The sequence below is a fragment of the Nocardiopsis sp. RV163 genome, assembly GCF_001029525.1.
Classification (GTDB): domain Bacteria; phylum Actinomycetota; class Actinomycetes; order Streptosporangiales; family Streptosporangiaceae; genus Nocardiopsis; species Nocardiopsis dassonvillei.
This window is the reverse complement of record NZ_LEKI01000043.1, coordinates 21,027-35,278: the sequence shown is the minus strand read 5'-3', so window position 1 is coordinate 35,278 and position 14,252 is coordinate 21,027. Positions and strand designations below refer to the sequence as shown.

Below are 14,252 nucleotides of genomic sequence, written 5' to 3'. Positions count from 1 at the left end.
GTGCTGATCGGTTACGGGACGCCGACGGCGCCCGGAAGCCGCCGCCTCCGGCGTCCCGTAACCGATCAGCACGTTGCCCGAACCCGTTCCGGCGCGCTCCTCCTCGCGGTAGCGCTCCCCCTCCGCCGACGCCTTCGCGGCGGCGGACCCGGAGGAGGCCCCGGCGTCGGCCCCGGAACCGTCGGTCACGCTGATCAGGGGGCGCCCGACCTCCATGACCCGGCCCTCCTCGCCGTGCAGCTCGCTGACGGTGCCCGCGAAGGGGGAGGGGACCTCCACGATCGACTTGGCGGTCTCCACCTCCACGATCGGCTGGTCCAGGGCCACCGTGTCGCCGACGGCCACGAGCCAGCGCACCACCTCGGCCTCGGTGAGCCCCTCGCCCAGGTCGGGGAGGTCGAAGGTCTGCGTCGTCACTGGTCCTCCCACTGAAGGTCGTCGACGGCGTCCAGGATCCGGTCCACGCCCGGGAGCTGGAAGCGCTCCAGCTTCGGCGGCGGGAAGGGGATGTCGAAGCCGGTGACGCGGCGCACCGGCGCGGCCAGGGAGTGGAAGCAGCGCTCGGTCACCCGCGCGACGATCTCCGAGGCGACGCTGGCGAACCCGCTGGCCTCGGCGACCACGACGGCGCGCCCGGTGGAGCGGACCGCCTCGCACACGGTGGCGTCGTCGAAGGGGACGAGGGAGCGCACGTCCACCACCTGGAGGCTGCGGCCCTCTTGGGCGGCGGCCTCGGCCGCCTCCAGCGCGGTGGGCACCGAGGGGCCGTAGGCGATGAGGGTGGCGTCGGTGCCGGGGCGGCGCACCACGGCGCGGCCGACGGGCGGCTCGGGCGCGGCCAGGTCGACCTCGTCCTTGCCCCAGTAGAGCTTCTTGGGCTCCATGAACACGACCGGGTCGTCGGAGGCGATCGCCTCGCGCAGCAGGAAGTAGGCGTCGGCGGGCGTGGACGGGGTGACCACGGTCAGGCCGGGTGTGTGGGCGTAGTAGGCCTCGGAGGAGTCGCAGTGGTGCTCGACGCCGCCGATCCCTCCCGCGTAGGGGACGCGGATGACCATGGGCAGCCCGACCCGGCCGCGGGTGCGGTTGCGCGTCTTGGCCACGTGGCTGACGATCTGCTCGAAGGCCGGGTAGGCGAACGCGTCGAACTGCATCTCCACCACGGGGCGCATGCCGTTCATCGCCATGCCCACGGCCATGCCCACGATCCCGGACTCGGCGAGCGGGGTGTCGAAGCAGCGGTCCTCGCCGAACTCGGCGGTGAGGCCGTCGGTGATGCGGAAGACGCCGCCGAGGGGGCCGACGTCCTCGCCGAAGACGTAGACCGTCGGATCCTCGGCCATGGCGTCGCGCAGGGCCCGGTTGAGGGCCTGGGCCATGGAGAGCTTGGTGGGGTCGGTCGCCATGTCAGTTGCCCTCTCTGCTCAGTTCGTCGGCCAGGAAGGCGGCCTGCTCGTCGAGCTGCGGCGTGGGGGTGGCGAACACGTGCGCGAACAGCTCGGCGGGCTCGGGGTCGGTGTCCCCGGCGACGCCCTCGCGCATGGCGGCGGCCACGGCCTCCGCTTCCTCGGCGATGCGCGCCCTGCGGGCCCTGGTGAGGACGCGCTTCCTGGTGAGGTATGCCTCCATGCGCAGCAGGGGGTCGCGGGCCTCCCAGGGGTCCACCTCCTCCTGGGTGCGGTACCGGGTGGCGTCGTCGGCGTTGGTGTGCGCCTGCATGCGGTAGGTGTGCGCCTCCACGAGCCGGGGGCCCCCGCCCGCCCGCGCCTCGGACACGGCCCGGTCGAGCACGGCGAGCACGGCGGGGGTGTCGTTGCCGTCCACCCGTTCCGCGTTCACCCCGTAGCCGACGCCCTTGTGGGCGAGCGAGGGGGCGGCGGTCTGGCGGGCCAGGGGGACGGAGATGGCGTACTCGTTGTTCTGCACGAAGAACACGACCGGGGCCCGGAACACCGCCGCGAAGTTCAGCGCCTCGTGGAAGTCGCCCTCACTGGTGGCTCCGTCGCCGCACAACGCCATGACCACGGTGTCCTCACCGCGCAGGCGGGCGGCGTGCGCGACGCCCACCGCGTGCAGGAGCTGGGTGGCCAGCGGCGTGGCCTGCGGGGCGACGCGGTGCGCGTAGGGGTCGTAGCCCGAGTGCCAGTCGCCCTTGAGCAGGGTGAGCACCTGTACCGGGTCCACCCCGCGCGCGACCACGGCGGCGGTGTCGCGGTAGGTCGGGAACAGCCAGTCGCCCTCCGCCAGGGCCATGGCCGCGCCCGTCTGGCAGGCCTCCTGACCGTGCGAGGAGGGGTACACGGCCAGGCGGCCCTGCCGCACGAGGGCGCTGGCCTGGTCGTTGACGCGGCGGCCGATCACCAGGGAGGTGTACGCGGCGAGCAGCCGCTCCCGGTCCGGGAACGGCAGGGCGGCCCCGTCCACCGGGCTTCCGGTCTCGTCGAGCAGCCGGACCGGCTGCTCGGAGGGGAGAAGGTCCCGGTCATCAGCCATGGCGCCAGCCTCCAGTGTCAGAAAGATGTGTTCAGACACATGGTGCTGTTCATTGCCATCTGTTCGCCACAACCACGCAAAAATCAAGAAAACGTCGAGTATTTCGCTCAGATTCCTGGCCACACGTCCAATCGTGTGACACAGAACACCATTCGGCGTGGACAAGTGGTCCGCGCGATCGGTTCCGCGGCGCGGTCGTCTACGAGAAGCCGCGCTCCCTGGCCGAGTGAGAGTACGTGTGGCGGCGCACAGACCGGTGGACCGACCTCCCCTGGCCGCTGGAGCCCCCGTTGGTCGGTCGCCCCGACCGGGTCCGCGACGCCTGACCGCGCCCGGCGGCCCGACCGCCGCACGGCCGTCCTCCCCCGCGGCCCGGGTGGGGGAGGAGGACGGCCGCTCCTCAGCCCCCGGCCGTACGGGCCCGCGGAACGGCGGCCGCGTCGGCGCCCCCGCGCTCCGCCTCCCGCTCGGCCAGCCTGCGGCGCTGGGGCACCACCGTGTACTTGGGGTCGGCCGCGGACTGCTTACCAGCCTGGAAGACGCCCAGCCGGGTGCACGCGGAACCGGCCAGCAGGGCGGCGCCGCTCACCGCGGAGGCCGCCCGGCTGCGGCGTCCCAGCACCGCACCGGCCGCCCCGGCCAGGGTGAGCGTCCTGGCCGCGCGCATGAGGGCGCCCGCCCTCCCCTGCCGGTAGGGCTCGCCGGACAGCCCCATCTGGCGCTCCATGGCACCGGAGACCACCGTCTCCACCAGGGCGCCGCCCACGGCGGCGCGGCGCGCGGGACCGCTCTGCGCCAGGGGTGCGGCGACCAGGCCCATCCCGCCCGCGGCCGAGGCCGCCGATGAGGCGAACACGAACGGCATGTACCGGTAGCCGTCGTGCCAGGAGGGCACCGCGGTGTCGCACACCAGCGGCGCCGTGTAGGTGGCCACGAGCGGACCCGTTATCCCGGCGCCCAGGGTGGCCGCCCGGCCGATCCGCGGGAACCACCCGGTCGCGGCGGTCACCGCGGCGACCCCGGCGAGGGGGCCGTAGGTCATGAGGATCCAGGACCCGACGCTCATCGGCGAGGTCGGCTTGACCACCCGCAGCATGTTGAGGAAGCGCTCCGGGCGCCCCAGGTCGTGGATGAGCGCGGCCGTCGAACCGGAGATCGCGCCCAGGGCCGTGTACTTGAGGGGGCGGGCCAGTCGCGGGCGGCCGGTCAGCTCGGCGCCGGCGGCCAGTACCGACGAGGCCCCGGCGAGCCCGCCCAGGAACAGGTAGCCGCCGATGTCGGAGGCCTTCCACACGATCTGGTTGAGGACCGGCTTGCCGTAGTAGGAGCGGAACTCGGCGTCGGGCACCCGCGTGGGCTCGCCGCGCCCCTTCTTCCCGCGCCGCCCCTCCCCGTGTTCGCGGCGCTGCTCCTCCCCGACGACGTCGGCGGCCCCCGTGACGGCCTCCCGTCCGGGGCGCTGCCCGCGCATGCCCTCCTTGGTCACGTCCGACGAGCTCATCAGCGCCTCCCCACGAACGCCGCGGCCGCTCCGACCACCAGCGCCGCCGCCGCGACACCGGCGTGCCGCCACATCGACGGCAGGTCCCGGGTGGTCACCACCGGGTCCGGCGGCAGCCCGTAGACCTCGGGTTCGTCCAGCAGCAGGAAGAACGCCCCCGCGCCGTCCACCCCGTCCCCGGGGTCCTCGCCGTACAGGCGGGCGGAGGAGACCCCGGCCTCGTGCAGGTCGGCCACCCGCGCCTCGGCGCGCGCACGCAGTTCGTCGAGGTCGCCGAACTGGATCGAGTCGGTGGGGCAGGCCTTGGCGCAGGCGGGCTCCAGGCCGTCGCCGATCCGGTCGTAGCACAGGGTGCACTTCCAGACCCGGCCGTCCTCCTCGCGCTTGTCGATGACCCCGTAGGGGCAGGCCGGAACGCAGTACCCGCAGCCGTTGCAGATGTCCTCCTGCACCACCACCGTGCCGAACTCGGTGCGGAACAGCGAGCCGGTCGGGCACACGTCCAGGCAGGCGGCGCTGGTGCAGTGCTTGCACACGTCCGAGGACATCAGCCAGCGGAACTCGCCGCGCTCGTCGGCGCCCGTGGCGGCGCCGGGCAGCTCGAAGGAGGGCATTCCCAGGTCCACGGCCCCGGGGCGCCCCACGCCCGGGTCCTGGTGGCCCAGGGGCTCGCGCTGTTCCACGAAGGCCACGTGCCGCCAAGTGTCCGCGCTCAGCCCGCCGCTGTTGTCGAACGACATGGACGTGAAGTCCAGGCCGTCCTCGGGGACCATGTTCCACTCCTTGCAGGCGACCTCGCAGGCCTTGCAGCCGATGCACACGCTCGTGTCGGTGAAGAAGCCGACCCTCTCGTGCCTGCCGTTCCCGTTGCTCTCCGCGGACACGCTCACACCTCCAGTCCCGTCTGTTCCGTGATTCCGGCCCGCTCCCGGTACTCGCGCACCAGGTCCAGGCGCTCGGCGCCCCGGGGCCTGCGCCCCGGCCGGATGTCGGCAGTGATCGCCTTGACCTCCTGGATGTGCACGTTGGGGTCGAGCGCGATGGGCATCAGCTCGTTGGCCGCGTCCCCGGTCGTGTATCCGTTGGGCCCCCAGTGGTAGGGCATCCCGATCTGGTGGACCACCCGTCCCTGCACACGCAGCGGCGCCATCCGGTCGGTGACCATGACCCGGGCCTCGATGGCGTTGCGCGCCGTGACGACGGTCGCCCAGCCGCCGTGCTCCAGTCCGCGCTCCTCGGCCAGTTCTGGCCCGACCTCGCAGAAGAACTCGGGCTGGAGTTCGGCCAGGTAGGGCGTCCACCTGGTCATCCCGCCCGCCGTGAAGTGCTCGGTGAGCCGGTAGGTCGTCACCACGTACGGGAAGACGTCGGAGCCGGGCGTGCCGGGGGCGGGGTGGTAGCGGTTGTACTCGTGCGGGTACAGCAGGCGCGTCGGGTTGCGCTGGTGCCCGTACAGCGGGTTCTCGAACGGGGTGTCCTGCGGTTCGTAGTGCGTGGGCATCGGGCCGTCGTTGAGGCCCGCGGGCGCGTACAGCCATCCCTTGCCGTCGGCCTGCATGACGAAGGCGTCCCGACCGGTCAGCGCCGCGACGCCCTCGGCGTCCTCCGGCGGCACGTAGTCGGGGGCCTTGCGGCTCTCGAAGTCGGGGGTGTCGTGCCCGACCCAGCGCCCCCGCTCCGCGTCCCACCACACGAGGCTCTTGCGGGGGCTCCAGGGCTCCCCGTTCTCGTCGGCGGAGGCGCGGTTGTACAGGACGCGCCGGTTGTCCGGCCACGCCCAGGCCCACTCCCCGGCGATCCAGTCCTGTTCTGTGTGGGGCTTCCTGCGCGCCGCCTGGTTGACCCCGTCCTTGAAGACGCCGCAGTAGATCCAGCAGCCGCACGAGGTCGACCCGTCGTCGCGCAGCTCCGTGTAGACGTTGAGCGGGCGGCCCTCGGCGTCGTGGCCGTTGATCTCGCGCAGGACCGCGGCGGCGTCGGGCTCGCCGTCCTCCTCCAGGGGGTAGTCCCAGGTGAGGTCGAGGACGGGGCGGTCCTTGGGGTCGTCGGAGCCGGCGAGGATGCCGCGGATCCCGCGGCCCAGGTGGTACATGAACCACAGGTCGCTGCGCTGGTCCCCGCTCGGGCTGACGGCCCGGTCGTGCCACTGGAGCAGCCGGTTGGTGTTGGTGAAGGTGCCCGACTTCTCGGTGTGCGCGGCGGCCGGGAAGAAGAACACCTCGGTGCCGATGTCCTCGGTGCGCATCTCGCCGGACTCGATCTCCGGCCCGTCCTTCCACCAGGTGGCGCTCTCGATCAGCGAGAAGTCGCGCACGACCAGCCAGTCCAGCTCGGCCATGCCCATGCGCTGGGCCCTGCTGTTGGCCGAACCCACGGCGGGGTTCTCGCCCATGAGGAAGTAGCCCTTGCACTTACCGGCGATCTGCCCCATCACGGTGTCGTAGTGGCTGTGGGAGCCGGTGAGCCGGGGCAGGTGGCCGAAGCAGTAGTCGTTCCCGGCCGTCGCGTGCTCGCCCCACCAGGCCTTGAGCAGGCTGACGGTGTACGCCCGCATCCCGTCCCAGAACCCCTTCCTGGGGTTGCCCGCGGCCAGGACGTAGGTCTCCAGGGACTGCTCCTCGTGCGCGTGGGGCATCGGCAGGTAGCCCGGCAGCAGGTCGAACAGGGTCGGCACGTCGCTGGAGCCCTGGATGCTGGCGTGTCCGCGCAGCGCCTGGATGCCCCCTCCCGGGCGGCCGATGTTGCCCAGCAGCAACTGGAGGATGGAGGCGGCCCGGATGTACTGGGAGCCGACCGTGTGCTGCGTCCAGCCCACGGCGTAGCAGAAGGCGCTGGTGCGGTCCCGGCCGGAGTTCTCGGTGAGGTGGTCGCACACCCTCCGGAAGGTCTCCCGCGGGATGCCGCAGACCTGCTCGACCAGCTCCGGCGTGTAGCGCGCGTAGTGGCGCTTGAGGACCTGGAACACGCAGCGCGGGTCGGTGAGCGTCGGGTCCTCCCTGGGCTTCTCCCGGATGACCGCGCCGCCCGACCCCTGCTGCTCGGGCCGCCCGGAGCGGCTGGTGCCGAGGCTCTCCTCAAGCCGCTCCTCGAACAACTGGTTGCGGTTGCCGGAGGCGGCGGCGACCTCCGCGCCCTCGTAGCTCCAGGTGCTGGCGTCGTAGCTCTTGTCCTTCTCCGAGAAGCCGGAGAACAGGCCGTCCAGGTCCTCGGTGTCCTGGAAGTCCTCGCCGACGATCGTGGCGGCGTTGGTGAAGGCGCGCACGTAGTCGGGGAAGTACTTCTCCTCGGTGAGGACGTGGTTGATGATCGCGCCGAGGAAGGCGATGTCGGTGCCCGCGCGGATGGGCACGTGCATGTCGGCGAGCGCGCTGGTGCGGCTGAAGCGGGGGTCGACGTGGATGACCACCGCGCCGCGGGCCTTGGCCTCCATGACCCACTGGAAGCCGACCGGGTGGGCCTCGGCGAAGTTGGACCCCTCGATGACGATGCAGTCGGAGTTCTGCAGGTCCTGGAGGAACATGGTCGCCCCGCCGCGCCCGAAGGACGTCCCGAGCCCGGCGACCGTGGAGCTGTGGCACACGCGGGCCTGGTTCTCCACCTGGACGACGCCGAGCGAGGTCAGGAGCTTCTTGATGAGGTAGTTCTCCTCGTTGTCGAGTGTGGCGCCGCCGAGGCTGGCGATCCCCAGCGTGCGGTTCACCCGTTGCCCCTCGTGCTCCCTCTCCCAGGTCTGCTCGCGCGTGCGGACCACGCGGTGGGCGACCATCCGCATGGCTGTGTCGAGGTCGATCTCCTCCCACTCGGTGCCGTAGGGGCGCCGGTACAGGACCTTCTCCTCGCGCGCGGAGCCGGTGGTGAGCTGGAGGCTGGCCGAACCCTTGGGGCACAGCCGCCCGCGGCTGATCGGCGAGTCCGGGTCACCCTCGATCTGGACGACCTTCTCGTCCCTGACGTAGACGTTCTGCCCGCATCCCACCGCGCAGTAGGGGCAGACCGACTTCACGACCCGGTCGGCCTCCTCGGTGCGGGACCTGAGGTTCTCCGACCGGCGGGACTTCGCGGCGGCCCCGCGTCCCGTCGGGTCGTCCCCCGTGAACTGCCGGTACACCGGCCACGACTCGATCCACGTGCGCACGCCCATGCTCGCCTCCGCCCCGGGCCCGGGGCCCGTCGATGGTCTCCAGGCCTGCCGCTACCCACGGACGAGGGGGAGCATGGGTCCGGAATTCCCACCGTGCGCCGGGCGCGGCTCCGGGCGGGCGGGGACACGCCGTCCGTGGCGGTTCCATGGGGCGTTTGTGACGCGGCCCGGACAGCGGTGTTTCACGTGAAACACCGGGGAGGAGAAGGCCGAACCCCCCTTTTCCGGACTTCCCCGGCGGAGGGAGGGTCGCGGTACTCCCTCCAGTTGGTAAGAACTTCCCCCGCCGCGCGTCCGGCACCGCGGCAGTGGGCAGGGGGCACCGGGACAGGGATCACGACGACGTGGTGGGGGGCCAGTTCCATGACCGACGTATCCAGCCAGGGATCCGCGCCGGGAGACGACCGCGAGGTGCTCACGAACCGGCAGGGGCACCCGGTCTACGACAACCAGAACCAGCGCACGGTCGGCGATCGGGGTCCGGCGACGCTGGAGAACTACCAGTTCCTGGAGAAGATCAGCCACTTCGACCGGGAGCGCATCCCGGAGCGGGTGGTGCACGCGCGCGGGGTGACCGCGTTCGGCTACTTCGAGTCCTACGGCGCGTGGGGCGACGAGCCGATCAGCCGCTACACGCGCGCCAAGCTCTTCCAGGGCAAGGGGAAGCGGACCGACATAGCGCTGCGCTTCTCCACGGTCATCGGAAGCAGGGACTCCTCGGAGTGCGCGCGCGACCCGCGCGGGTTCGCGGTCAAGTTCTACACCGAGGACGGCAACTGGGACCTGGTGGGCAACAACCTGGCGGTGTTCTTCATCCGCGACGCCATCAAGTTCCCCGACGTGATCCACTCCCTCAAGCCGGACCCGGTGACCTTCCGCCAGGAGCCCAACCGCATCTTCGACTTCATGTCGCAGACCCCAGAGTGCATGCACATGCTGGTCAACCTGTTCAGCCCGCGCGGCATCCCGGCGGACTACCGGCACCAGCAGGGCTTCGGCGTCAACACCTACAAGTGGGTCAACGACGTGGGCGAGACCGTCCTGGTCAAGTACACCTGGATGCCCAAGCAGGGCGTGCGCAGCATGACCGAGGCCGACGCCGCCAACATCCAGGCGGACGAGACCGGGCACGCGACCAAGGACCTGCACGAGGCCATCGACCGCGGCGAGTACCCCGAGTGGGAGCTGCTCGTGCAGATGATGAGCGACGAGGAGCACCCCGAACTCGACTTCGACCCGCTGGACGACACCAAGACCTGGCCGGAGCAGGACTTCCCGCCCAAGGCGGTGGGGCGGATCGTGCTCGACCGGAACGTGTCGAACAACTTCGCGGAGAACGAGCAGATCTCCTTCGGCACCGGCGTGCTCGTGGACGGCCTGGACTTCTCCGACGACAAGATGCTCGTCGGGCGCACCTTCTCCTACAGCGACACGCAGCGCTACCGGGTGGGGCCCAACTACCTCCAACTGCCGGTGAACCAGGCCAAGAACGCCGACGTGCGCACCAACCAGCGCGACGGCCTGATGGCCTACCACCAGGACTCCGGGGGCGAGAACCCGCACGTCAACTACGAGCCGTCCGTCAACGGCGGCCTGCGCGAGGGGCAGTACCCCACTCACGACGAGCAGGGGCCGGAGATCCGGGGGCGGCTCACCCGCAAGCGCATCTCCCGCACCAACGACTACAAGCAGGCGGGACAGCGGTACACCCTGATGGAGGAGTGGGAGCGCGACGACCTGGTGCGCAACTTCACCGGGCAGCTCTCCCAGTGCGACCGGCCGATCCAGGAGCGGATGGTCTGGCACTTCCTCATGGTCGACGACGACCTGGGGCTGCGCGTCGGCGAAGGGCTGGGCATCGGCCCGGACGACGTAGCGCACCTGGAGCCGCTGCGGAGCCAGACCCTGGACGAGGGGGAGCGCCAGCGCATGGCCAACCTGGGCAAGAACGGCCCCCGGGACGTGTCGGGGCTGACGATGACCCACTGCGTGCCCGACAAGCGGCACGTGGTGGAGCGCTGAGGCGGGCGTGGTGGAACGGCTGGCACGGGTCCTCGCGCACACCTCGTCCGCCGTGGGCAGGGGGCTGCTGGCGGGAGTGGTCGGCACGGCGGCGATGACCGTCTCCAGCACCGCCGAGGCCAGGCTGCGCGGCAGGGGAGGCAGCACCTCGCCCGCCGACGCCGCCGGGAAGGTGCTCGGGGTGCGACCGGAGGGCCCCTCGGGCGAGCAGCGGTTCAACACCGCGGTGCACTGGGGCTACGGGGCCTCGTGGGGGGCGGTCCGGGGGCTGCTGGGCGCCGCCGGGCTGCACGGGGCCTCGGCGGCCGCCGCGCACCTGGCGCTGGTGTGGGGCGGCGAGCAGGTCGCGCTCCCGGCCACGGGCACGGCGCCCCCGGCCTGGAAGCAGGGCGCCGAGGAGGTCGGCGTGGACCTGCTGCACCACACGGTGTACGCCTGCGCCACCAGCGCCGCCTACGAATGGCTCGACCGGCGCTGACCCCCGGTCGTCCGGCCCCGGTCCCCGCGGGGGCCGGGGCCGGTAGCGCACGGCCCCGGCTCGGGCGCGTCGGCACCCGGCGCGGCTGTGCCGGGAGGGTGCGGGGACGGTGGCGAGAGCGAGCATGCTCACCCACAGCACCGGGTACGGCCGGTTGTCGGCGTCGTCGAGCGGGGCGCCGTGTCCAGGGCGCAGGAGTTCCTGCCCGGAGGCGGGCGGGGAGACCGCTGACGGGGGATCGGGGGACACGGGCATCCGCCCGGGGACGGAAGGGGGGTGGGACGTGGCTCCGCCCATCGAGGACTACGCGTTTCTGGGCGACATGCGGACGTCGGCGCTGGTCGGCAGGGACGGGAGCGTGGACTGGCTGTGCCTGCCCAGGTTCGACTCCGGCGCCTGCTTCGCCGCCCTGCTGGGCGACGGGAACAACGGGCGCTGGACCATGGCCCCGCTCGGGGAGCACCGGGTCTCGGCGCGGCGGTACCGCCCCGACAGCCTGGTGCTGGAGACCGAGTTCCGGTGCGCGGACGGCGCGGTGCGGGTCGTGGACTGCATGCCCGTCAGCGCTCACGGGACCGGTCTCGTGCGCCGGGTCGAGGGGGTGGAGGGCCGCGTGCGCATGCGGACCGAGGCGGTGCCGCGCTTCGACTACGGATCCGTCGTCCCGTGGGTGCGCAAGGACGGGCGGCGGCTGCACATGGTGGCCGGTCCGGACAGCTGCTACCTGGACTCCGGCGTGGAGTTCGAGGTCGTGGCCCCGTCCAGGCCGGTCGCGGAGTTCACGGTCGCCGCGGGGGACGGCGTGGACTTCTCCCTTGTGTGGACGCCGGTGCGGGGCCCCGCGCCGGACCCGCCCCACGTGGGCGCGCTCATCGGGCACACGGAGGGGGTGTGGCGGGAGTGGGCGTCCAGGTGCGCCTACCGGGGCGAGTACCGCGACGCGGTGGTCCGGTCGCTCATCACCCTCAAGGCCCTGACGCACGCGCCCGGCGGGGGCATGGTGGCCGCGGCCACCACCTCGCTGCCCGAGCAACTGGGCGGCGTGCGCAACTGGGACTACCGCTACTGCTGGATACGCGACGCGACGCTGACGCTGCTCTCGCTGCTGGAGTCGGGGTACGAACGGGAGGCGGCCGAATGGCGCGAGTGGCTGCTGCGGGCGGTGGCCGGTGAGCCCGCGCAGATGCGGATGATGTACGGGATCGAGGGGGAGCGCAGGCTGCCCGAACTGGAGCTGGGCTGGCTGTCCGGCTACCAGGGCGCCCGCCCCGTCAGGATCGGCAACGAGGCGGCCCGGCAGTGGCAGCTCGACGTCTACGGCGAGGTGATGGACGTCTTCCACCAGGCCAGGGAGCACGGCATCCCGCCGCGTGAGCCGGCCTGGCAGCTCCAGCGGCACCTGATGGACTTCCTGGAGTCGCACTGGCGGGAGCCCGACAACGGGATCTGGGAGATGCGCGGGCCCCGGCGGCACTTCACGCACTCCAAGGTCATGGCGTGGACCGCGGCGGACCGGGCCGTAAGCGCTGTGGAGAGGTTCGGGATGGAGGGCCCGGTGGACGATTGGAAGCGCCTGCGCGGGGAGATCTTCCGGGACGTGTGCGAGCACGGGTACGACCCCGGTCGGCGGACCTTCACCCAGTACTACGGTTCCGCGTCCCTGGACGCCTCGCTCCTGATGGCGAGCGCCGTCGGCTTCCTCCCGGCCACCGACGAGCGCATGCGGGGGACGGTGGACTCCGTCCGGCGGGAGCTGTGCAGCGGCGGTCTGGTCCAGCGCTACTCCATGGACGAGGGGACCCGGCACGTGGACGGCCTGCCTCCCGGTGAGGGGGTGTTCCTGCCCTGCACGTTCTGGCTGGTGGACAACCTCGTCCTCCAGGGCCGCGCGGACGAGGGCCGGGGGATCTTCGAGCACCTGCTGAGCCTGCGCAACGACGTGGGGCTGCTGGCGGAGGAGTACGACACCGGCGCGCGGCGGCTGGTCGGCAACTTCCCCCAGGCGCTGTCCCACATCGCCCTGGTCAACACCGCCCACGAGCTGGACCGGAACCGCCGGGGCCCGGCGCGCCGGCGCGCGGAGTCGCGGGGGCGGTGAGCGCGCCCCGGGTCGACAAGGCGACGGAGCGGCAAGGCGACGCGGCGACAAGACGACAAGGCGACGGAGGACGGGGCGGCGGACCTGGTCCGCCGCCCCGTCGCGCCCCCTACTTGCCGACCGTGGACGGCTTTGTGCCGTCCGCGTACAGGTCCACGCCCTTGGGCTCCTTCACCAGGGTGACCCCCAGGAAGGAGACCGCGCAGGCCACGACGATGTAGACGCCGATCGACCACGAGGCGCCGGTCTCGGTGAGCAGCAGCTCGGCGATCGTGGGCGCGAAGGCGCCGCCGAGGATCGCGCCGAGGGCGTAGCCGATGGACACGCCGGAGTAGCGGACCTCGGCCGGGAACATCTCCGCGTACAGCGCCGACTGGGGGCCGTAGCTCAGGCCCAGGGTGAGCGTGAAGACGAAGACGCCCGCGAAGTACAGGTAGATGTTGCCCGTGTCGACCATGAACCACATCGGCACGGACCAGGCGGCCAGCAGCACGTAGCCGAGCTGGAAGGTCCGCACCCGGCCGAGCTTGTCGCTCAGGATGCCGCCGTAGAGCGTGGAGATGAGCCAGCCGAACGAGGCGAGGGTGGTCGCCAGGAGCACGGGGCCGCGGTCCATGCCGAGGCCGAAGTCCTCGACCGGCCGGGAGGCGTAGGTCGCCAGGTAGGCGATGACGAGGTACCCGGCGGCGTTGTTGGCGATGAAGATCAGCGCGGAGAGGACGACCTCACGGGTGTGATTGCGGAACAGGCGGCCCAGCGGGGCGGAGGCCTCGGCCCTGCGCGCCTGCATGAGCTTGAAGACCGGGGACTCCTCCACGGACTTGCGGATGAGGTGGCCGACGATGATCAGCAGGAAGGACAGGAGGAAGGGGATGCGCCAGCCCCACTCCAGGAACGCCTCCGGGCCGATGGACGCGGTGATCACCCAGACGACGAAGGTCGCCAGGATCATGCCGCAGGGAACGCCGATCTGCGGGTAGGCACCGAAGAAGCCGCGCTTGCCGACCGGCGCGTGTTCCACCGACATCAGCGCCGCGCCGCCCCACTCGCCGCCCGCGGAGAAGCCCTGGAGGATGCGCAGGACGATCAGCAGGACGGGCGCGGCCACACCGATCTGGGCGTAGGTGGGCAGCACGCCGATCAGGCAGGTGGCGAGTCCCATCATGACCAGGGTCGCCACGAGCACGCGTTTGCGGCCGAACCTGTCCCCGAGGGCGCCCGCGACGATCGCGCCGAGCGGCCGGAAGAGGAAGGAGATGCCGATGGTCGCGAAGGACAGGATCTGGGCCAGGCCGGGGCTGTCCTCGGTCAGCGGCGACAGGAACAGGGGCGCGAGCACGAGGCCGGCGGCCTGCGCGTAGATGAAGAAGTCGTACCACTCGATGGTGGTGCCGACCATGGTCCCGGCGAGGACGCGCCGCCGCTCCCCGGTCTCGATCGTGCTGCCCGGCCCTGGGGCCGTCGAGTCGGAAGTTGCCATTGGTGCTCCGTATGTTCTCTGCCGACCGGGGGTCGGGTT

General features: G+C 71.9%; 10 protein-coding genes. 3 read left to right on the top strand and 7 right to left on the bottom strand.

All coding sequences use genetic code 11. The features are described from left to right. The 6 genes from ABD54_RS10545 to fdh all read right to left on the bottom strand — a co-directional run. Positions 1–417: biotin/lipoyl-containing protein (locus ABD54_RS10545; protein WP_047869271.1), on the bottom strand; the 417-nt coding region annotated here is incomplete at its 3' end. Beyond that, on the bottom strand, positions 414–1,406 hold the full coding sequence (locus ABD54_RS10540; RefSeq protein WP_047869270.1) for an alpha-ketoacid dehydrogenase subunit beta: 993 nt from the start codon (positions 1,404–1,406) through the stop codon (positions 414–416). The genes ABD54_RS10540 and ABD54_RS10545, both read right to left, overlap by 4 nt. A 1-nt stretch (position 1,407) precedes the next feature. After that, the gene (gene pdhA / locus ABD54_RS10535) at positions 1,408–2,493 is read right to left on the bottom strand and encodes a pyruvate dehydrogenase (acetyl-transferring) E1 component subunit alpha (protein ID WP_047869269.1); all 1,086 of its coding nucleotides are present in this window, start codon (positions 2,491–2,493) and stop codon (positions 1,408–1,410) included. A gap of 400 nt (positions 2,494–2,893) precedes the next feature. After that, a complete protein-coding gene (nrfD, locus tag ABD54_RS10530) occupies positions 2,894–3,994 on the bottom strand; it encodes an NrfD/PsrC family molybdoenzyme membrane anchor subunit (RefSeq protein ID WP_047869268.1) in 1,101 nt (366 codons plus the stop codon). Continuing rightward, entirely contained in the window at positions 3,994–4,884 is an 891-nt protein-coding gene (locus ABD54_RS10525; protein WP_047869267.1) for a 4Fe-4S dicluster domain-containing protein, read from the bottom strand. Before ABD54_RS10525 ends, nrfD begins: the two co-directional genes overlap by 1 nt. Beyond that, on the bottom strand, positions 4,881–8,135 hold the full coding sequence (gene fdh / locus ABD54_RS10520; protein ID WP_047869266.1) for a formate dehydrogenase: 3,255 nt from the start codon (positions 8,133–8,135) through the stop codon (positions 4,881–4,883). Before fdh ends, ABD54_RS10525 begins: the two co-directional genes overlap by 4 nt. Before the next feature lie 363 nt (positions 8,136–8,498). On the opposite strand from fdh, the gene ABD54_RS10515 reads away from it, so the two are divergent. The 3 genes from ABD54_RS10515 to ABD54_RS10505 all read left to right on the top strand — a co-directional run bounded on the left by ABD54_RS10515 (position 8,499) and on the right by ABD54_RS10505 (position 12,733). Continuing rightward, positions 8,499–10,157, top strand: a complete 1,659-nt coding sequence (locus ABD54_RS10515; protein ID WP_047869265.1) for a catalase — start codon at positions 8,499–8,501, stop codon at positions 10,155–10,157. Between the two features lie 10 nt (positions 10,158–10,167). Then, positions 10,168–10,635: a hypothetical protein gene (locus tag ABD54_RS10510; RefSeq protein ID WP_047869275.1), complete on the top strand. Its 468-nt coding sequence runs from the start codon at positions 10,168–10,170 to the stop codon at positions 10,633–10,635. A gap of 283 nt (positions 10,636–10,918) precedes the next feature. Next, positions 10,919–12,733 carry a glycoside hydrolase family 15 protein gene (locus ABD54_RS10505; protein ID WP_047869264.1) on the top strand — a complete coding sequence of 605 codons (1,815 nt, stop codon included), beginning with the start codon at positions 10,919–10,921 and terminating at the stop codon, positions 12,731–12,733. Between the two features lie 109 nt (positions 12,734–12,842). On the opposite strand, the gene ABD54_RS10500 is transcribed toward ABD54_RS10505, so the two are convergent. Continuing rightward, positions 12,843–14,213, bottom strand: a complete 1,371-nt coding sequence (locus ABD54_RS10500; RefSeq protein ID WP_047869263.1) for an MFS transporter — start codon at positions 14,211–14,213, stop codon at positions 12,843–12,845. Positions 14,214–14,252: the final 39 nt, after the last annotated feature.